The sequence below is a fragment of the Pseudoalteromonas luteoviolacea H33-S genome (assembly GCF_001625695.1).
Lineage (GTDB): Bacteria > Pseudomonadota > Gammaproteobacteria > Enterobacterales > Alteromonadaceae > Pseudoalteromonas > Pseudoalteromonas luteoviolacea_B.
The window spans coordinates 114,538-134,763 of record NZ_AUXY01000053.1 but is presented as its reverse complement, the minus strand read 5'-3'; the positions used below and the strand labels follow the sequence as shown (position 1 = coordinate 134,763).

The following is a 20,226-nucleotide window of genomic DNA, read 5'->3' as shown; positions in this document are numbered from 1 at the left end:
TGTCGTATTTCATCAAAAAGACGTGTTATATAAAAACAACCTCTCATGATTGAGCGCGTTGAAAAACTAAAATAAGGAAAATTATGCTAAAAAGATCACTCATCGCATGTGCGTTGGTTGCAGGCTTAACTGCATGTAACCAGACAGGCCAACAATCAAGTGCACCAGTAGCAGAACAAGCAGCCGCAAACTTTAATACCTATTCGGCAGAAACATTTTTTGATACGACCCGTATAATGGGCAGTGCTTTTAGGGCTGATGCTCAGAAAGTCCTTATCAGCTCTGACAAGCCCGGGGTGTTAAACCTATATGAGGTTGACGTTAAATCAGGCAACAAAACCCAGTTAACTCAGTCTTCTGAAACAACATATCCAATTAGATACTTCCCTAATGATAATCGCATTTTATTCACCCGTGACAATCAGGGGAATGAGCGCTTTCATTTGTTTGTTAGACATGAGGATGGTCAAATTAAAGACCTCACCCCAGGTGAGAAAGTCAAAGCAAACTTCGTTGGGTTTTCTCAAGACGGCAAGCAGTTTTATGTGCTCAGTAATAAGCGCGACGAGCGATTTATGGATTTATATCGCTACGATTCCAAAACCTATGAGAATGAACTCGTATATAAAAATGAGCAGAACTTAAATGTACAAAGCTTAAGTAAAACCGAACGCTATCTCGCGCTTTGGAAGAATCAAGGCAATAAAGACACCGATCTATTCCTACTCGATTTGAAAAAGCCAGACGCGCCACTGATTGAAATCTCAAATGTGCCTCATGAGGCACAGTTTTCAGCCACTGGTTTCTCTAAAGATGATAAATACCTGTACTACGGCACCAATGCGCATGGTGAATTTTATCAAATGTGGCGCTATGAAATTGCCACACAAAAGCATACGCCCTACATTGAAAAAGAGTGGGATGTCAGGTTTCTATACTTCTCTGATTCAGATAGATACCGTGTTGTCGGCGTTAACGAAGACTCAAGCATGAAGGTGACAGTCACAGATTTAAAAACGGGTAAAGATATCAGACTGCCTAAGCTCCCTGCCGGCAGCATTAAGGCAGTAAACTTTTCAGCCGATGAAAAGCTTATGTCTTTTCACTTAAACTCAGATACAGCGCCAAACAACTTATTTGTTTGGCAAGTAGGCAGTGACTCAGTAAAACAGCTGACATCTACACTCAGCGATAAAATTAATCCAGAGCACCTAGTCGAGAGCACCATTGCTAGATTTAATAGCTTTGATGGCCTTGAAGTACCGGGCGTACTTTATAAGCCCAAACTAGCCAGTGCGACAAACAAAGTCCCTGCCATGATTTTTGTCCACGGCGGTCCAGGCGGTCAAAGTAGAACAGGTTACAGTGCACGCACCCAACACTTGGTAAACCAAGGCTATGCCGTATTTGCCGTTAACAACCGAGGCAGCTCTGGCTATGGTAAAACCTTCTTCCACTTAGATGACAAACGCCATGGTGAAGACGACCTACAAGACATTGTTTGGGGTAAAAAGTACTTACAAGAACTTGACTGGGTGGACCCTGAGCGCATCGGGATCATGGGAGGCAGCTACGGCGGATATATGACAGCCGCTGCGCTGGCATTTGAGCCAGAAGAATTTAAAGTTGGGATTAACATTTTTGGCGTAACCAACTGGGTAAGAACGCTAGAGTCTATCCCGCCTTGGTGGGAGTCTTTTAGAAAATCACTTTACGAAGAACTTGGTGACCCTGCAGTGGACGGCGAAAGACTGCGACGCATCTCGCCTCTGTTCCACGCTAAAAACATCACTAAACCACTTCTAGTCGTGCAAGGTGCAAACGACCCACGCGTACTGCAAGTAGAAAGTGACGAGTTAGTAGAAGCTGTGCGCAGTAATAATGTGCCTGTGGAATACGTGTTATTTGAAGACGAAGGCCACGGTTTTACTAAAAAGCAAAACCGTATTGAAGCATCTCAAGCCTATCTCGATTTCTTAAAGCAACACCTGTAGTTTTGATAGACTGCTTGTAATTACTCAAGCAGTTAAGAGAGCAAAGCCCGCATATTAATGCGGGCTTTTTACTGCTTTAAACATTTAGACATAACAAAATTTGTGTCGAGCGCGTTAGAAAAAGCTACGCCTATAGCTCTTAAATCAAATCACCATAAACTTGCGTAAAAGACCTTTCAACCTGATTAGAATAAGCCCACAACGACGAAGGTTGAAAATGCGATAATCTTTAAACTTTGCAAACACTGACTGTTAAAATCTACAACCGACAACACAGCCTTACTTCTTTTTATTTCGTAACCAAAATAAGCTTCCCTCAACACTTAGCCATGCTTTCTTACCACCCATTTCAATATAAGTGATGACTTCTTCTTTAGAACCTAGTGTATAACCTAACACTTCGGGAAGTTTGACTTTTTCTTGTCCTGTTAAAATTTTTACAAAATGTTTGTTTGCTTTAATCAAACTTTGTTTAATTACATTTAGCTCAGCAGATTCTCCCCCTAAAGCAAATTGCATCAAAACTTCAGCTGATTTCATGAAAATCCCACCTTCCTCATATTCGCTCAACAACGCCTTTAACTTATCCCATTGTTTAAGCATGACTAAGCAGTTTGCGTACAAATAACGACAAGCTTGGTTATCATTCGGGTTAAGCTTTAATAGTTCTTCTAACTCAGTGCATGTTTGTTGGAACTGATTACTTTCAAACAGCAACCTTGCTTTGTGAAAACGTACAGCCATATAAGGCCGAGTTTCATGAATAAGCCAAAAATGCCCTTCGTTTTGTTTTTTGAACGCAGGTGTTATAAAAGTTTGCTCTTCTACATTAAGAAATTCATCAAATAAGTCCAGATCGTTAGCATCATCAAGCTGAAGCAATAACCTCACTGCATCATCTTTAGCATCTAACTCTTCGTCACTAAACTCACTGTAATCAAAGCCCTCAAATTCTGAATCAGCAAAGGCATCAAAATCAAACGGCGACATACTTAACATATCGGAAAGCGAATGTATTGTTGAAGCCAACCTTCTTTTTGCCAATAAAGCTTCTTGCTCAAAAGTTCGAGTCGGTTCAGAGTAAGAAAACGTCAGCTTTGCCCTATCAAGGCTAGTAAACCCAGCAAAAACAGCTTGTGTTGCGACAATCGCTTCTTTGCGCTCGGCAGATAATTCTAAATCATTTAATGCGGTACTCAGCCCTGTTATAAAGCCAGTACAAAACTTAGGTAAGGGCGCACCTTCATCTAGAGACTTTGCAATATCATTTTTTGATAGCACACACTGCTTTGGTAATTTATACGTTGATTTAGCTACCGCCACCTTGCATTGCTCACTCAGCTCTATTAAAGATTCCAGTTGATACCTATCAATCGATTGGTAGTCGCCAAATATATTAACCAACCATTCATCCACCCGAACCTCAGTGCCAAGCGTTGCAAGTCCAACTAAAAACCCTTCAATGTAGTTATAATCAGGCTGGAGGGGGGTATTTTGTGAAAAAGCTAAGATAGTTTTTCGGGCCATTGAATGTATCAAAAGAAGTCCCTTATAAATTAGGAAAAATTAAAGCTTCACGTTACTCTTTTACCCATTGATACGCAATGCCTCACTCGCGCATCATCTCGTTATCATTATTTTTGCATAGAATAAAAGTGAATAACGCATATTTGTGTACTTCCTGGTCCAACACATCAAAAAACGATAAGATAATCGCACTATCAATTAGTTAGAATAAAAACAACAGGATTTGGCCGTGCAGCAAATTGGCAACAAAGCATACCGTTTCACTATAGCCCCTCGCATAAATACATAAATTGGCGTAAGTTAACCAAAGTCATAATCAAAAAAACGTTTTTCATGGACAAAAACCAAAACAAAGGCCACTGGCTTACCAGCAAGCAAGCACAAAAACACTTAAAAATCAGTGGTTGTGAGCTCATGCATAAACGCGAAAATGGCGAACTAGTCTTCGAAAAACGAGGTCGAGCGTATTTCTATTATTTTGAGCAAGTCGATGAGTCTATCCTTTCCTGAATACAAAAAAGCAGTAAAAAGCTTAAAGCTAGGCAAACACTTACCTAATGCAATCTACATTCACCGCTCTGCTTTACTGCAATCCCTCACCCCTGAATTGAATGCACTCATAAACAATGCATCAAATGTGTTTGCGGAAGGTAATGCATGGAACATCGTCAAACTACTAAAAAGAGACTTTAAGCTCACTCTACTCAACTACCCAGATTTTGATACCTACGCCTATCCAGCGCTCGCCAAAAGCGTCACTATTGACTTAACAGAACATACAGCCAAAATAACCGATTACACCCAATCAGATAACCCACCAATATTGCACCGCAAAGAAGTGTTTGTACTACCCAATTACCCGCACTTTAAAGAGTTTGAAGCCATCACATTAGAAGGCGAGCAAATCGACCTCTATCAAAACACCAAAACAATCGGTTTTAAACAACAATGGACTCGATTGATACAACGTAAAGGCTACAAACTCGATCAATATGGTCGACTCGAGCAAGTTGAGATAACTAAACCTGCAGCAATCACAGAGCCACAACAAACAGCTCAAATTCAGCGGCACCTAACCGCGATAAATCGCGACAGGCTCTCAGCCCCCTTTCAAAAGCTTGCAAAGTATGGATATTTAAATGGTGATTATTCAATTCAAGACTATGGCTGTGGTCTGGGGGATGACCAACGCGAGCTCGAAGCGAGTGGCCTAAACATAAACGCATGGGACCCAGTACACAAACCCGATGGCAAAAAGGTGCAAAGCGACATTGTAAATCTTGGCTTTGTGCTTAATGTCATTGAAGACTATGACGAACGAGAAGAAACGCTTAAACAAGCTTATTCATTGTGCGATAAGTTACTTGTCGTTTCTGTAATGCTTATTAACTCAAGCATATTCGAGCAATTTAAACCTTATAAAGATGGTGTGATCACTAAGCGTAACACCTTTCAAAAGTACTACAGCCAAGCACAAATCAGAGAGTTTATTGAACACACCCTCAATGTAAAAACCATACCATTTGGCCAAGGGATCATCGCCGTGTTTAAATGCCCAGCTTTGCTAGAGCAACATCACATTGAGCTGCAATTTAATAACCATGAATGGCAACATATTACAAAACACCCTATCGCTAAAAAGCTACCCGAACGAATTAAGCAAAGCGTATTTGAAAAACACACTGAACTGTTTGAATCCTTTTGGCAGCATTGCCTACATTATGGCCGTATACCTGCTAACGACGAGTTTGAACAAAGCGAACAAATTAGAGCGGTGATCGACAGCCACAACAAAGCGTTTGAACTAGCACAAAGCCAATTTGAATATGCTGAATTTGAAGCAGCTCAACAAAAACGTCAACAAGACCTATTGGTGTACTTTGCACTGAGCCTATTTGGCAAGCGCCAAGCAAAAAGCCATTTACCTAATAGGCTACAACGAGACATAAAAACACATTTTGAGAGCTTAAACCAAGCCCTTGAGCAAGCAAAAACACTGCTATTTTCAATTTCATCCCCTGCCAACATAGCCAATGCATGCTCTGAAGTTTTTGAACGGCTCAACATTGGCGAGTTTAACCATAGCCAAAGTTACACATTACCCAAACACTACTTAATCAAGCTACCAGCAATTTTAAGAGTGTATATTGGCTGCGCGGCACAGCTGTATGGTGACATCGACGACATTGACCTAATAAAAATACATATGCGCTCAGGCAAAGTAACGCTATTAAAATATGATGAGTACAGCAAAAAACTCCCGCTACTCACCGAACGTATAAAAGTAAAACTCGCCGAGCAAGACATAGACTACTTTTACTACGGTAACGAATTCCCGCTGCAACCGCTTTACAACAAACTGGACTTTATCGAGCCGAATATAAACGAATACAAAGCACAGCAACGATTTGATAAACGACTCGCTGATATGCTCAAAGGCGTACCAAAAGCAGAATGGCCTGATTGGGACATTCTACAAAAGGTGTTTGAGTATTGGGGGGTAGAGTTGAAAGGGGATAAGTTTTATAAAAAACAACAATAACCCTTTGTTCATATAACGTACAGAAGCAGCTTTTATTATTTTAAAGCTATAAAAAACTAGAAAAGTTACGTTATGTACGTAATAATATTACGTACTACTCATTATTACGTAAATCGCAATGAGCAATATTGACAGTAATTATTGTTACAGCTTTCCTGCTGTACGTGGACAGCAAGCAGGTAAACCCTTTTATATAGCAACTTGCCCTCTTCGTATCATTCCAAAAATCTTTATGTACGACGAAGAAGAGGTGCCTGCGGAATTGCGCTCGCAACGCACACTAAATAAAGGCCGAATTCCTGAAATGGCGCGCTACCTTTTGGATTCCCCTCAAGATTATGTATTTTCAGCTCTGACTGCTTCAGTTGGTACTGAAGTGGAATTTAAAAATTCAGAAGAAAATCCAAACCTAGGTACTCTTATTGTACCGATGGATGCACAAATCCTTATTAATGATGGCCAGCATCGTCGCGCAGCAATTGAAGAAGCTATAAAAGAAAGCCCAGAACTTGGCCAAGACAACATTGCTGTACTGTTTTTTGTTGACGAAGGGTTAAAACGTAGCCAACAAATGTTTGCTGATTTAAATAAATATGCAGTACGCCCCAGTTCATCTCTTGCTACTCTTTATGATCATCGAGATCAGTCTTCTGAAATTGCGCGTTATCTAGCAAATAATTCAAAACCATTTTTAGGCTTTACTGAGTTCGAACGCTCTTCTATTTCTGTGAGAAGCAATAAGCTTTTCACTCTAAGTGGTATAAAACAGTCAAATAGGACACTGTTTGGTAAAGGGCCAAAAGAAGGTTTTACTGACGAAGAAAAAGCCATTGCAGTTAGGTTTTGGAGCAAGCTAAATGACTCAATGCTAGAGTGGCAACAAGTCCAAAATAAAACTCTCGCGGCACCAGAGTTTAGACAAGAATTTATAAGTGCACATGGTATTGGGCTACAAGCGATTGCAGTTGTCGGCCAATGTTTACTGAAATTAGATGAAAACGAGCAAAACAGTTACATAGATAAGCTTGGTAAAGTAAACTGGCTTAAATCTAATAGTGCTTGGGCAAACCGAGCAATGCAGCATGGACGTTTATCAAAAGCGGTATCTAATATATTTTTAACCGCGATGCAAATTAAACGTGAAATTGGCCTACAGCCAACGCCCGAAGAAGTTGAAAAAGAGAACAAGTTACTAAACGCATGAAGTTAATACACCAACACGACTTGGAAGAAGAATATATCGATTTTATCGAAAACGAGCAGTTTTCAGGTCGTTATTTAAGTGAGTTTATTGCAGACACACAACGTGTTTACCTGGCAGACACTCGCCCTTGGGTTATTGGTTACAGTGGTGGTAAAGACTCATCTGCAGTTATGGCCTTAGTGTATATGGCACTCCAAGGCTTAAAGCCTGAGCAACGTCATAAACCTGTCTTTGTTGTTGCGTCAGATACTCTAGTAGAAACCCCTGTAGTCGTAGATCACGTTAACAACTCATTAGAAGCAATTAATGTCGGTGCCAAGCGCGATGACCTACCAATCACTGCGCACAAGGTAACGCCAAAAACAGACCAAACTTTTTGGTCAAACCTATTGGGTAAAGGTTACCCAGCACCAACACGTAATTTCCGTTGGTGCACAGAGCGTATGAAGATTGACCCTGTAAGTACTTTTATTACAGAAAAGGTTAGCCAATACGATGAGGTAATTGTTGTATTAGGCTCTCGCTCGCAAGAAAGTGCATCGCGTGCACAAGTGATTAAAAAGCATAAAATTGATGGCTCTGATCTCGCAGTGCACACGACACTTGCAAATGCGTTTATTTATACGCCTATTGATACGTGGCATGTTGATGATGTTTGGAAAATCCTACGTTTATGCCACTTAAAACAAGAAGAAACACCTTACGGTCCGCGTAATAAGTGGATAGATAAATACGACCTAGAATGGGAAAACCCATGGGGTGGAAAAAATCTACTACTTTGGAACCTGTACAAAGATTCTTCTGGTCAGGGTGAATGCCCATTAGTTATAGACGAAACAACACCGTCGTGTGGTAACTCACGTTTTGGTTGTTGGACATGTACCGTAGTAACAAAAGACCGCGCGATGGAAAGCCTAGTAGCGAATGGCGAAACATGGATGGAGCCACTACTTAAGTACCGTAATATTTTATCGCGTAGTACGTCACCAGCTCTTAAAAAGAAATACCGTAACCATATTCGCCGTAATGGCCGTTTAGCTTTTAAAACGCTTAAAGAAGACGGTGAAAAAGTATTACTGGACGACTACACAACAGGCCCATACTTACTTAAGTACCGCCGCTTTATGTTGCGCGTTTTACTGCAACTACAAAAAAAACTCGAAAAGCATTTAAATGGACAAGCACTGATCACTATTCCAGAGCTGCATGCTGTGCGCCACGAGTGGTTGAACGACCCCAACGAGCCAGATTGGGATGATTCATTACCAACCATTTTTAAAGAAGTGTATGGCTATGACCTTGATTGGACAATGGATGACACCACGCAATTTAGCCGCGAAGAAAGCCAACTGCTAAATACCATTGCACCTAAGCACGGTATTTCACCGCACATGGTTAAAAAGTTAATTGATCTTGAAACATCAATGAGTGGTTTAACCCGCCGTACAGGCATATTTAATAAACTTGGCAGATTGGTACAGCAAGACTGGGAATCTGCCGAAGAAATTATTGAAGAACATTTAGAAAGTCGCCAGAACCAAATGCGCCAATCAAAAGAAGTAAAAGAAATCACGCGAGAGCTTGATGATCTAAACAAACTACTTGCTAAAGAGGGCTTATCATGATTTTTCAAAGCCTAACACTGCATAACTTTCGTGTATTTAACCAAACCACGCATATAGATCTCACACCCAAGAAAGATGAGTTTAATGAAAAGCCCATTATTTTATTTGGTGGTTTAAATGGTGCAGGTAAAACCTCTATTTTAACGGCCATTCGTTTAGCGTTACTTGGTCGCCGTGCAATTGGTAATGCAGTACATAAAAAAGACTATGCAGCCTTTTTAAGTGAGCAAATAAACAAAAAAGCGCTTAAAGATAACAACCAAAGCCAAGCCAAAGTAACGCTTGAGTTTACCCATACACACCTAGGCCAGCATAACGCTTATATTATCGAGCGCACTTGGACTAGTAATGGCGATGAAGTTGTTACGCTAAGTGAAAACGGCAAACAAGACCAAACCCTTAATTCAGAACAAGTACAGAGCTTTTTACATGAACTTGTTCCACCGGGTATCGGTGACTTATTCTTTTTTGACGGTGAAAAAATTGCCGAACTTGCCGAAGATGACACAGGCACTTATTTAAAAGAAGCTGTTCAAAAACTGCTGGGTCTAGATGTAATCAATCGCCTTGGTGATGATTTAGATATTTACATAAAACAAATCACCAAAGACAAAGCATCGGCCAGTACGGTACGTAAAATTGCCGAGCTTGAAGAAGAGAAAAAACAACTTCTCAAACAAGCCAATGCTGAGCGCGAACTTGAAGCCTGTATTCAAAGCGAGCTTGCAGGTATCAATAAACAAATTGAGCTGATCGAGCATAAAATTGAATCGCGCGGTGGTGCTTGGGCTAAAACCAAGTCGCAAGAAAAGGCCCGTGCCGATGAGCTTTTAAAGCAGCAAACAAAATTAAATACCTCAATACTTAACGAGCTTAGTAGCGAATTTCCGATGGCATTGGCACCAACGGCGATGCAAGGTTTAATTAAAGTGCTTGAAAACGAGCAGCAAATTAAAGCAAAACGGGCCTTCAACGAGCAACTCAGCCAAAATATGCAAGGGTTAGAAACTGCACTTAGTAACCAGTTTGCAAGCAGCGCTTCTGATATATACAAAGAGGTAAATAAGTACTTTGCAAAATTAAATTCGGCAGTTGTACTTGAAGTGTTAAAGCTTGATATTTCAGACTCTGATTTTGCAGTTATGAAAGCACAGCTTGACAATGCAAATAATGCAAAACAAACCATTGCTGAACTTGCAGAATCACTCGGCGCAACAACCACTGAATATGAAAACCTTTCTTTAAATATTCAGCGTGCCCCTGATGAAGAAGAGCTAAGCGCCCTATATACATCACTGCGTGAATTAGATGCGCAAAAGTCAGCCCTTAAAACTAAGTATACAAACCAGCTTTTAAAAGCGAAAAAGCTAGTTGAAAAAGCACTTGAAAACGCAAAACGCCTAGAAAAGCTATATGTAAGTCAAAAGACTGAGAGCTCAGTTAATAAAGCGGTTAAGCGTGTTGATGCCACAAATGCCGCGCTTACAGAATTTTCTAACGAGTTAACCCAATTGCGTGTTAAACAACTAGAAGAACTCTTTGCCAAGTCTTATCGCAAACTAGCACGTAAAGAAGATTTAAAACTCAGCGCAAAAATAGATACAACCACCTTCGATGTTAACTTGGTTGACCAAGATGGCATTACCATTAACCGAAAATCAATGTCGGCTGGTGAAAAGCAAATTTTTGCTTTTGCAATTTTGGAGGCGCTTGGCAAGCTATCTGGCAAAGTGCTGCCAGTGGTGGTTGATACCCCACTTGGCCGTTTAGACTCAAAACACCGTAATAAGCTGATCAAGCATTACTTCCCGGAAGCTGGCGAGCAAGTGATTTTACTTTCAACTGATACCGAGGTAGATCAAGATTATTTCGATATCATGGCAAATAAAGTATCACATGCATTTGAAATTGAGTTTGACCAAGCAACTAAGTGCTCAACACTTTCTGAAGGTTATTTTTGGGCGAGTAAAATTAAGGAGGCCGTATAATGCTACCGCAAACCATGTGGCTAAAAAAATCTGTTGAAGAGCAACTGCAAAACCTAAAAGCCAATACAGGCATTACACCCAATGTAGCTGCTCGTATTGCCTTTTTTCGCTCAATTGAAAGCGGCTTTGTGTTTGATAACACAACAGACTACAAACTTTCTGGCAATCTTAAGCTCGATAAATTCACTTGGCTGGGTAAAACCCAGCAAGTGACCGAGCTGTTACTTAAACTGCGCTACCCTGAGTACTCTGATAAAGAATTACAGATAGCGTGGGCAGCGCATGTTGAAAGTGGTTCTTCTTCAATAAAGTTTGAATTAGAAATTACTGATATGTTAAAAAAAATAGTACAAATAAAATAAAGCATAAAGGGGGAAATTCCCCCTTCATATAGTTATTCTATGCCTAATTGCTTTCTTAATTCATTCCGAATTTGTGATCTACCAATCCCTGAATAGTTAACCTCAACATTTCCAAGGTCAACCAGGTCAATGTCATCTAGCTTTTCTATAATTTGGTCTTTCTCTAATCCATAAATTTTACATAAGTCCTTTAAAATGTCGAAAGAGGCTTGGATACCAATAGTTTTTCTCATGAACGAAGTGCGCTCATTTTGCCATGCACAATCACTCCACTTTTTAAAGTAATCCAGAAGAAGATCGAATATTGATTTATCTTTTTTATCTATATATGCGGGTCTTAGAGGGGGACTATTCCTTTTTACTTCTAAACAATCTCTCTCATTTCGAATTAGTTTCTTTTTATGAATATCATATCTATCCGCAGCAGGATTACTAGACATTAATGATGTAATCCCTTCAACTAGGCACGATGTTGAAATAGTCCAATCAAGATTACTTGACTTTTCATCTTTTATCATACCGAAATTGACGCGACCAAAAAACGGTGACTCCTCCATTTTATTTAACAATCTAGAATAATAGATAGCAAGTGTATCAGGAGCCCAATACTTTCTATCTGTTGCTTCCAAATCATAACCAAAAAGCTGGTATGCTAGACTTTTATCTACCTTTTGTTGATTAAAATTAATAGTTGCAAATACTTCTGCTTGCTCAGGAGCAGTTAATTCAAAATAAACTGCACAAACTACATAAAATGAATCATCAATTTCGCCAGATTCAAGCGCTTTCTTTAATCCCGCTAAACGATGTTGGCCGTCAACGATTGATGCATATGGTTTATCAGTCGGAATGACTAAGTTATCACCTTCAATATGCCAACGATCGTCATCAGGTATAGTACCATCCGGTAAGATATTCGCTGACAGTATTATTGAGTTTGGAAACAAAGCATTTTCTGTTTTGCTAAATTCCGCAATATTACTAATGCGTTTTTCGTTCAATCCCCTTTGAACCCCATTTAAAGCTTCACCTCCATACATAGCTGGAAATGAATAACATACATTTACAAGTTTACTAGCTTGAATACTTACTATATAGAAGTCTCTAAAGGGCTGTTTTACAAAGAGTGCTGGCTTATTAAAATAATTATCCATATTAGTCCTCTAAATCTTCGTAATTAACATGTGTGCCGCCAGAAGCAGCATTTTCTGGCGCTTTTTTCTGATAGTTTGGATTATCTACGTTAAAAACAACCCAAATATAAAGAACAAGTAACCAAGCGATAAAAGAACAAACACTATATTTATCTAGGTTATTTTTCCCACCTAAAGTGAAAAGTACTCCAATTATAAACACTGCAATTAAAGCTAAAATACTCGACCAGATAACCAAAGGTGGATCATCAACTTTACCTTGCGCGGTAATCGTAACAACTTTGTCGAATACGACTGTTACCAGTAATGGCAAAGAAAAAGCCAAAAGGTTAAGAGTATTAAAACTGTTTACAAAACCTTCTAATGTTAAGTCATCAATAAGTACAGGCTTCACCCAAATACCAAATGTTCCCATGATCAATATAAAAAAGACAAAAAATAAAAAAAACAAATGGTTAGTAAAAATGGATACGGACTTGGAACAGAGCACATGCCAAAAGTCCGTGACCTTATACTCTTCTTTTTGTTCTTGAGTATTAATAGTTACCTCCTTCGTGTTAAGAATTAAAATTCTAATAATTAAATATTAATCTACTTAATAGATTACGAATTAAACACATTTTCTTTGTGCCACTCAAAGTAAGTTCTAAAAGGCAAGTATTCTGACTGACGCGGTAATAGGATTTGCTCGTTTTCATAATTCCAAATCAATTTTTCAACCACTCCACTGCCATTAACAGCATTTGATACTTTAACCCTCATTTCAGGGGTAATGGTGATTGCACCTTTATCTAGCGCTTTATGATGAATTGAACACAGCGCTAGGCCATTATTTACAGTGCATGGCCCGTTAAATTGCTTCCATTTAATATGCGCAGCTTCTAGAGCAAACAGGTCATCGTTTAATCGCGCATCAAACCCACAAATTGCACATTTACCGTTGTAAGCATTAAGCACTTCGCGCCTGAAGTTTGGGTCGCGCTTTTGCACTTGCCTAAAAGTGAATTCTAAACCTAGTTGCGCAGTAATTTCAGGAATAATGCTTTCAGGAAAACTGTCACTTAAAATTGTGTGCAAAAGCTCCATTGCTAATTGCGTATCATTTTTCAGCAGCTGATAAGCTGCATCGTTAAAGCCACCCATTACCCCATACTTGATTAATTCAGATTTAGGTGGATCGGTATTACTTTTTCGTGGCAAACACTCTTCGGCATTATCTAAACGCCAAAATCCATCGTTAATTAAACGCCAAAATGGATATAGAGAGTGATAAGACTTACGTGAAGGACCAAAGCGCTTCAATAGCTCATTTACTTGATGCTCTACTTCATCTTCAAAACTAAACATTTGGCCATGGCCATTTATGTAATTCGCTAGCGCATAAGCCATCATAAGAGGTTTGTTAGGCGCGCGCTGATCAGCACGGCTCCAACGTTTAACACCAAGTACTGCTGCACGTAACTCATTGGCCGTCATTTAATAACTCCCAAAACGCTTTATCTTTAATACGTTTAATTTGTTTTTCACCATTGATATATAGGCTGGTGTGTTTTTCAAGCTCACGAATATTCTTCATCAGTAGCTCTTGCTCTGACTTATCATCCACATTGAAAATGCCTTTAATATCTTGGTTTTTAATTTGTGCTACTCGGTGAACTATCCAGCTTAAAATGTAGGCGGAATAATCGTTTTCACTGGTTTTAAAGTGGGTAATATCTTGGGTAGATAGAATTACGCCCACACCATATTCACGGCCTTCTTTTAAGATTTTGCGAAGGCTGGCAAAGTTTTGTGACATAAAATTATCAGCTTCGTCCACCAACACTAACTTAGTCACTTGCCTAAAGTCGCCCTGCACCTCAGGTTTGCCCTGCTTTTGCATTTGCGAATAGAACAAGTCTAATGTCAGTGCCACTACAAGATTTTGTATTTCGCTTGGATAACCAGCAAGCTCCACAACAGTGATACCATCTACCAAATCATAGAGCGACAAACACTTGGTATTATTATCTTCGAATACTTCTAGCTCACACACACTTTCAAGCGCTGCATATAAGGAATCTTCAGCTGGCTCGCTATTCAAAAATAACGCCCAGATATCAGCCATGGTTGGTGCAGCTTTATGCCATGTTGATTTATCTGATTTGTGAATACCTGCTAAGTCATACGCTTCACCAATCAGCTTGCGTAATTTGAGCTGCTGTTTAGTGCCTAAATTAAAGGCTTTACCCATGGTCTCAGAAAAACCGCGCGCTGTATGTACAGGCAACATTGGTGTATCGCCAAACAGGCTCAATGGATTGTAAGGTAACTTGTGTAAATTAAACTTTTTCCCATCTGTTGCATTTAAAAACGCCTCGTCAACGTAATCAGACTTGTAATCAAAAATCAAAATACCAATTGGTTTACCATCAACATTATTATGCTGATTACGATAAAGCTGTGTTACTACCGATTTTGTACACTGGGTTTTACCAGTACCCATAGTGCCAATAATCCCTGAGTTGGTATTCATAAACTTAGCGGTGTTTGTTGGCTCCCAATATACTACTTCACCAGTTTGTTTGTCGTGCCCCACTAAAACCTTAAGCGACCCTGTTGCTACTTTAGGTTTCGGAACAGCTTGCTCAACCTCTACCTCTGCCACTGGATTTGCAGAAGCAGCTAACTTTATTTCATGCTCTGAAGAAAGGTCACCAGCGGTTACTACTTCAGCCACCGCCTTATCAGCAAGTTGATTATTTGAAATGCTTTGTTCTTCTTCGATTTGGCCTTTTAAAATATATTGTTCAGGAACATAACACAGAGTGGAGCTCTCGATATTAGCTAGTAATTGTTGTAATGGGGTACTAATAAATTTATTTAAATTAGCGCTTGGTAGGCTAATTTGCAGAATATCATCTGCTAGGTTGAACTCTTCTTTGGCGTAATTGGCATTTTCAAAAAACGCCATCATAAAGCCTTGTGGGTAATCGCTAATATTTGCTATTTGATAATCACCTTGTAGCCACCACTCTCTGCGCTTATTGACGCTACGAAAATACCCTCTTGGATATACCTTATATAATTTAAACTTATCAATTTGCATCAGGATCTGGCGTACAAACAACCCACGGTATAAGTGCCCTGCAAAATCTTCGCGACCAAACAGGTTTTCAACTAAATAACGCTTTAATTCTTTGGCTTGCTGAATACCTTTGCTATGAGTGCGTTTTTGGCCAATTTTTACTTCTAGTGGTAGCAAGTACATTGCTTGGTCTTTAAAGCCAACAAACAGTACATCATCTGAAATAGCGCCGGATTTATAGCCTTGTGAGAACCGTGAAAAGTCGCTGTCACTCATATTTAAACCGATATTACCAGCCACACGAAGCATCTCTGCAACGCTCATTGGTACCCAAGTAATATCACTTTGATACAGCAAACAGTTTACGTATTTGTATGCACCAATAATACTTTTCTTCTCTTTACGCTCATTATCGCTACAGGTGATCATCTTGAGTAACCATTCACCATTAAAAGCATTGAACTCGTCAATTAAGCCTTTAGTGCCTTGCGATAGCACTTGATCGTATAAGTCACGTCGCTTGGTGACTGTAATGGCATCGTAATTAGCAGAGTTAGTAAAGTTATCAGAGTAGTGGATTAACACAGTATCTTTTTGTGTTTTAAAAAAGTCGAGCGTGACTTTCGGGTCAATGATCACAGTCCACACTGAATTCTCGTAAACACGGTCTAACAAGTTCGTTAATTCACCCGCGACTTTTAATGCAAGGCCGTTGTCTATTCCGTATTTTGAGCCTTGCCATGCAGCTTTAGCTAAACTGTTAAATTTACTGCTGATAATAAGAGGTGGGTTGTCGTCTATTTCAATATTTTTTAAACCAAATGTTGTGAAATAGGCATGGTGTTCATCATAGGCTGTTTCACCAGCCAGTAAACCATGACAGGCAATACCTGTTTTTTCAGTCAATACATCAACTGATTCTGCTGTTACAGGGGTATCGTTTCGAACAAAACTAATGTGCGCATAGTCAAACTTTGCTTCATTATCATCTAGTTTGAACTTACTATATGTAATACGGTTTTTAAGCAAATCAGCAACGGCATCTGCTTTATCTTTTTCACTCGCTAATTGTGCAATCTCTTTTAATTCTTCATAACTTGGCGCATCCGCAAAGTCATCAAAATATGTGCGCTTGACACATTTATCGTACAGGTTTACATGAATCCGATTCGCTTCATCCGCAGTTTGTTTTTTTAAATAATCCACTAAACCTAAAAATAATGCAGTATTGTCACCATTGTTTATCGAGTTGATGTAAATGGTTTCTTTACAGCCTTGGTTAAACAACACACCAAATGCTTTTGAAAACTCAGCGACTTTTTGCTTAACGAGTGGCCTAATGTACGTTAACCCCACTTCTTTGTTTGCCACTAGGTTACACCACATACGGTTTTCAGTAACTGCTTGGTTATAAGCAAATTTGTCATTTTCATGCCATACAAATGGTAATAACCCTTCTGCATTTAACCGCTTAAGTGTAGCTTTTGGTAAAGCACTAAAACTATTATCGTTTTCATCACTTGCATGGCGCACTAGATTAGCAAAATAAGCCAATGTGAGCGGGTGGTAGGGCGTTATAAACTCTTGCTGATTAAATTGTGCAATGCCAATATTTATAAGTTTGTTCGCAGCGGGTGACAAGATGCTCTTTTTTTCAATTGTACCTATTGCCGCTATGTACTCATTAACAACACCTGCTACAGTTGCTAAAAGTTCAGCCCCCCACGAGCACGTACTTAACAAAGCTTTTCGTGCATCTAAGTAGTCAAAAAGCTTAGTATAAGCAGCATAAAGTGCAGGGTAAGCTGTTTGAATATCAACTAAGTTAACTTCTGAGCGGTTGCCAACCTGTGTCGCAAGTTGCCTATTGTCTTGTAAGTCAGACTCCCACTTTAAAAGCGACTTTCGCATGCCTTTTGGTGTTAAATCTTTACCATCTAAGACTACCTTTCCCTTTGCTCTGTTGTACAAACCATTAAAATCGTCATTATATAAACGGTTATAAAGATGAGTATCAAGCACTAGCGGTAAGTATAGAGAGTCGGACGATACAGCACCATCGACTTCAAAACTCAGCACATTTGTTCCGCTTTGAATAGCGAAAGTCAGAGTGTCGGTTTCATTCGCAAATTCAGCAAAGTCCACACATTCAGTGTCTTGTACTGAGAATACTTGATTGAGTCCTGTTACTTTATTCGTAGTGCCTTGTGCTGCAATTTTTAACTGTCCAGCGTTTGTTTGTAAGGTGATTATTTGTTTTCTTGGCACTAACAAAAAACTATCTGCCAAATCATCAAAGTAAAAAGCGCTTTGTGGTACGACTAACACACGATATTTAAACCTTTCTTGTGGCTTTTCCCTTTTAAAATCAATGCTAAAGTACAACGGTTTACCACTAAAGCGTCCTACCATTTCAGCAACTGTTTGTTTATTAGAACGGTTATTAACGTCTAGCGTGATTAACTCTTTGGTGTGTTGGAGCTTAAGTTCATTTTTTTGTAGTTTACCGCCGACAAAAGCGGCTTCGATTTTGAATTCGGTTTGATCTTCAGGTACCTCAATAATGAGGTGGCGCTCTTTTTTACTCTCTCTTGCAAGAAAGTTTAAGCCTTCAACGGTTTCTTTTTCAAACGAGAGTAAGTTTTCTTTGTTTTCACGACGCTCTTTAAGAATTGCTCCTAAATCAACTTCATACCATTTTTCGTTATTAACAAAGTATTGATTTACAAATTTCTCGCCAAGATCTAAATCGCCGAGCTTTTCCGGCAATTCTTGCGGATACTTTTCTACAATTTCACTGATAGATTGGAACAACTGGTGATTTTGCGATAAACGCTTATCTATTTGGTTTATATCATCCCAATCAATAATCGTATAGTCGTTAAATAAACCAAGCTCGTGAAATTGAATAATACCATCATCAAGCGCATCAAATAATTCACTAAAGCCAAACATGGTTGCACCATCTTCTACAATTAACTTGAAGCGATGGTTTAACAAACATTGTGATACTTTGTCAGTACCGTTTATTGTAGTGATAAGCTTACTTAACGAGTCTTTAATGGTTGATGGGTGCCAAACTTCACCAGGTTTACCCAAGTCTCTTGCTGAGTTAATTAGTGTGTCTAAGTAGGAGTTATGAACTACCAACAAGACGCAGTTAGCTAAATTACCACTTTGGCTTGATATTAAATCGCGTAAATGTGAAATAAAGTTTTCGCTTAGACCTTTATCACTTTCGCTATGTACAACAGGGATAAGTGTTTTGTCTTCAAACTTAAGCGCTTGAAAGCATAAGCTTATTTTATCAGTAATTACCTCGACCTGCGTATTGGCTTTACGAATTAAGGCATCAAATAACTTAATACTATTTTTACTATCTGGAGAGCGAAACTGGAAGCGACTTTCACCATCAAAACCATCTTCTGCCCAATTACAAAAGTGCTCAGCTAAAAAGTCCTCATATAGTTTTTTTGACATAAACTGCATCTCCACTGTCGCTCATTCTTTCCACATTACCCATTCGCTCAAATAGGTCGATCAAACATTCTTCACTACTTTTATCAAAAAATACGCCACGCTTTTTAAACTCAATGATCAACTCATGAAGCCTTAATTGTTCTTTTTCGCCAATTGCTAAATTCGTTAGTAGTAATAAATAATCTTGGTTTAAAACAAAGAATGAACCAGCTCGCCCTCGCGATACTTCAAACGGTTTTATTAACGTTTCTCGTGTTGCTTTTACAAAGTTACTAAAGGCACCTTCTCGAGTTGCCCCTTTTTTAAATTGCTCTTTAAAGAGGATTATCAAAATATTTATTGCTTGCTCTGGTACTTCGGCGGAGGCAAGTTGACTCGTCAGCTTGCGGTCGTTATAAAAATCCTGAATATATCTATTTAAGTTATCAGTGTCGCTTTGCGTTAAGCTTGGTGCTAACTGCCATAAAGGCTGCACAAGTTCTTTCGAGTCTTGCAAGCTTTCAGTTAGCGCCAAATATGGAAATAAAGCGTAGCTGGCATCAATCACTTGTTTGTGCCCATGTAGTTGAAGTTGAGTTCTCTCTTTACTGGCTTTTTCGTTATCTAAAATAAAATAGCATGGTTTGACTTCTGGCTCTGATTTCCACCCTTTTATATTGAGTGATAGCTGCGCTGTATATATAAAACCATAGAGTTTTAAAAATGCCTTTATATTTGATAAAAAATGTTCTGGGTGCTTCGCCAAAAATTTAAGATCCTGCTGAAACAACTCAGATAAAAAAGGTAAGTAAGCTTGATGAGATTTTACTTTTTTTACCTTGTTTGTTGTAACTAGCGGCGTATCAAATGTTTTTTTTATCTCTTTTTCTAAAAAGTTTAGATGGGCGGTAGGTGCCTCAAAATCTTCAAGGTCAATTGCTAAATTAATATAAAGTGCTGTTAAACGCTCATCACCAGCTTGGCTTCTTTCTGGGTTAAGGGTTTTTAAAACCTGCATTTCCGGCGATATATTCACAACCTCTTCGTTGTCGAAATACATTTTTTCGATAACAGGCCAAATATCATCACCTTCAAGCTTTTGCTCTAAATGTGTTTTGCAAATTAGCTTAAAGTCATCCAGTGTTTTTATGGTTTTCTCTAACTCAATTTTATGTAACGATTTTATGAATAAACCAACGACAGTTTCCCAATCATATTTATTATTTGTACTATTTGTTGATGCTGGGTAAAAACTGGCTGCACTATTCTTTTTTTTGGGCTTCAATTCTTTTAATAAAGGCACG

13 protein-coding genes are annotated in these 20,226 nt (G+C 39.0%); 7 read left to right on the top strand and 6 right to left on the bottom strand.

Features of this window, described 5'->3' with window-relative positions:
* The first annotated feature begins 83 nt into the window (after positions 1–83).
* A complete protein-coding gene (locus N477_RS05495) occupies positions 84–1,994 on the top strand; it encodes an alpha/beta fold hydrolase (protein WP_063360440.1) in 1,911 nt (636 codons plus the stop codon).
* Positions 1,995–2,273: 279 nt separating this feature from the next.
* On the opposite strand, the gene N477_RS05490 is transcribed toward N477_RS05495, so the two are convergent.
* A complete protein-coding gene (locus N477_RS05490; protein WP_063360441.1) occupies positions 2,274–3,521 on the bottom strand; it encodes a UPF0149 family protein in 1,248 nt (415 codons plus the stop codon).
* A 333-nt stretch (positions 3,522–3,854) separates the two neighbouring features.
* Between N477_RS05490 and N477_RS26265 the strand changes: the two genes are divergently transcribed.
* The 6 genes from N477_RS26265 to dndE all read left to right on the top strand — a co-directional run bounded on the left by N477_RS26265 (position 3,855) and on the right by dndE (position 11,242).
* Positions 3,855–4,031, top strand: a complete 177-nt coding sequence (locus N477_RS26265) for a hypothetical protein (RefSeq protein WP_196760585.1) — start codon at positions 3,855–3,857, stop codon at positions 4,029–4,031.
* Entirely contained in the window at positions 4,012–6,063 is a 2,052-nt protein-coding gene (locus N477_RS05485) for a DNA phosphorothioation-associated putative methyltransferase (RefSeq protein WP_063360442.1), read from the top strand. Before N477_RS26265 ends, N477_RS05485 begins: the two co-directional genes overlap by 20 nt.
* A 118-nt stretch (positions 6,064–6,181) precedes the next feature.
* Positions 6,182–7,267, top strand: coding sequence for a DNA sulfur modification protein DndB (gene dndB / locus N477_RS05480; protein WP_063360443.1), 1,086 nt, complete (start codon positions 6,182–6,184; stop codon positions 7,265–7,267).
* A complete protein-coding gene (locus N477_RS05475) occupies positions 7,264–8,892 on the top strand; it encodes a DNA phosphorothioation system sulfurtransferase DndC (RefSeq protein WP_063360444.1) in 1,629 nt (542 codons plus the stop codon). The genes dndB and N477_RS05475 overlap by 4 nt, the downstream gene beginning before the upstream one ends.
* The gene (dndD, locus tag N477_RS05470) at positions 8,889–10,880 is read left to right on the top strand and encodes a DNA sulfur modification protein DndD (RefSeq protein ID WP_063360445.1); all 1,992 of its coding nucleotides are present in this window, start codon (positions 8,889–8,891) and stop codon (positions 10,878–10,880) included. Before N477_RS05475 ends, dndD begins: the two co-directional genes overlap by 4 nt.
* Positions 10,880–11,242 carry a DNA sulfur modification protein DndE gene (gene dndE, locus N477_RS05465; protein WP_063360446.1) on the top strand — a complete coding sequence of 121 codons (363 nt, stop codon included), beginning with the start codon at positions 10,880–10,882 and terminating at the stop codon, positions 11,240–11,242. The genes dndD and dndE overlap by 1 nt, the downstream gene beginning before the upstream one ends.
* 32 nt (positions 11,243–11,274) lie before the next feature.
* Here the strand turns inward: dndE and N477_RS05460 are convergent, their stop codons facing one another.
* From N477_RS05460 to dptG, 5 genes are all read right to left on the bottom strand, one after another.
* Positions 11,275–12,396: a DGQHR domain-containing protein gene (locus tag N477_RS05460; RefSeq protein WP_063360447.1), complete on the bottom strand. Its 1,122-nt coding sequence runs from the start codon at positions 12,394–12,396 to the stop codon at positions 11,275–11,277.
* A gap of 1 nt (position 12,397) precedes the next feature.
* Positions 12,398–12,790 carry a hypothetical protein gene (locus N477_RS05455; protein WP_155731809.1) on the bottom strand — a complete coding sequence of 131 codons (393 nt, stop codon included), beginning with the start codon at positions 12,788–12,790 and terminating at the stop codon, positions 12,398–12,400.
* A gap of 209 nt (positions 12,791–12,999) precedes the next feature.
* Positions 13,000–13,872 carry a phosphorothioated DNA-binding restriction endonuclease gene (locus N477_RS05450; RefSeq protein WP_063360449.1) on the bottom strand — a complete coding sequence of 291 codons (873 nt, stop codon included), beginning with the start codon at positions 13,870–13,872 and terminating at the stop codon, positions 13,000–13,002.
* The gene (gene dptH / locus N477_RS05445) at positions 13,859–18,943 is read right to left on the bottom strand and encodes a DNA phosphorothioation-dependent restriction protein DptH (RefSeq protein WP_063360524.1); all 5,085 of its coding nucleotides are present in this window, start codon (positions 18,941–18,943) and stop codon (positions 13,859–13,861) included. The genes N477_RS05450 and dptH overlap by 14 nt, the downstream gene beginning before the upstream one ends.
* Positions 18,924–20,225 carry a DNA phosphorothioation-dependent restriction protein DptG gene (dptG, locus tag N477_RS05440; RefSeq protein ID WP_063360450.1) on the bottom strand — a complete coding sequence of 434 codons (1,302 nt, stop codon included), beginning with the start codon at positions 20,223–20,225 and terminating at the stop codon, positions 18,924–18,926. Before dptG ends, dptH begins: the two co-directional genes overlap by 20 nt.
* Between the last annotated feature and the right edge of the window lies 1 nt (position 20,226).

Excerpts from the sequence above, each read along its gene's own strand:
- N477_RS05495 (WP_063360440.1), top strand. The coding sequence starts at position 84 with ATGCTAAAAAGATCACTCATCGCATGTGCGTTGGTTGCAGGCTTAACT.
- N477_RS05490 (WP_063360441.1), bottom strand. The coding sequence starts at position 3,521 with ATGGCCCGAAAAACTATCTTAGCTTTTTCACAAAATACCCCCCTCCAG.
- N477_RS26265 (WP_196760585.1), top strand. The coding sequence starts at position 3,855 with ATGGACAAAAACCAAAACAAAGGCCACTGGCTTACCAGCAAGCAAGCA.
- N477_RS05485 (WP_063360442.1), top strand. The coding sequence starts at position 4,012 with ATGAGTCTATCCTTTCCTGAATACAAAAAAGCAGTAAAAAGCTTAAAG.
- dndB (WP_063360443.1), top strand. The coding sequence starts at position 6,182 with ATGAGCAATATTGACAGTAATTATTGTTACAGCTTTCCTGCTGTACGT.
- N477_RS05475 (WP_063360444.1), top strand. The coding sequence starts at position 7,264 with ATGAAGTTAATACACCAACACGACTTGGAAGAAGAATATATCGATTTT.
- dndD (WP_063360445.1), top strand. The coding sequence starts at position 8,889 with ATGATTTTTCAAAGCCTAACACTGCATAACTTTCGTGTATTTAACCAA.
- dndE (WP_063360446.1), top strand. The coding sequence starts at position 10,880 with ATGCTACCGCAAACCATGTGGCTAAAAAAATCTGTTGAAGAGCAACTG.
- N477_RS05460 (WP_063360447.1), bottom strand. The coding sequence starts at position 12,396 with ATGGATAATTATTTTAATAAGCCAGCACTCTTTGTAAAACAGCCCTTT.
- N477_RS05450 (WP_063360449.1), bottom strand. The coding sequence starts at position 13,872 with ATGACGGCCAATGAGTTACGTGCAGCAGTACTTGGTGTTAAACGTTGG.
- dptH (WP_063360524.1), bottom strand. The coding sequence starts at position 18,943 with ATGTCAAAAAAACTATATGAGGACTTTTTAGCTGAGCACTTTTGTAAT.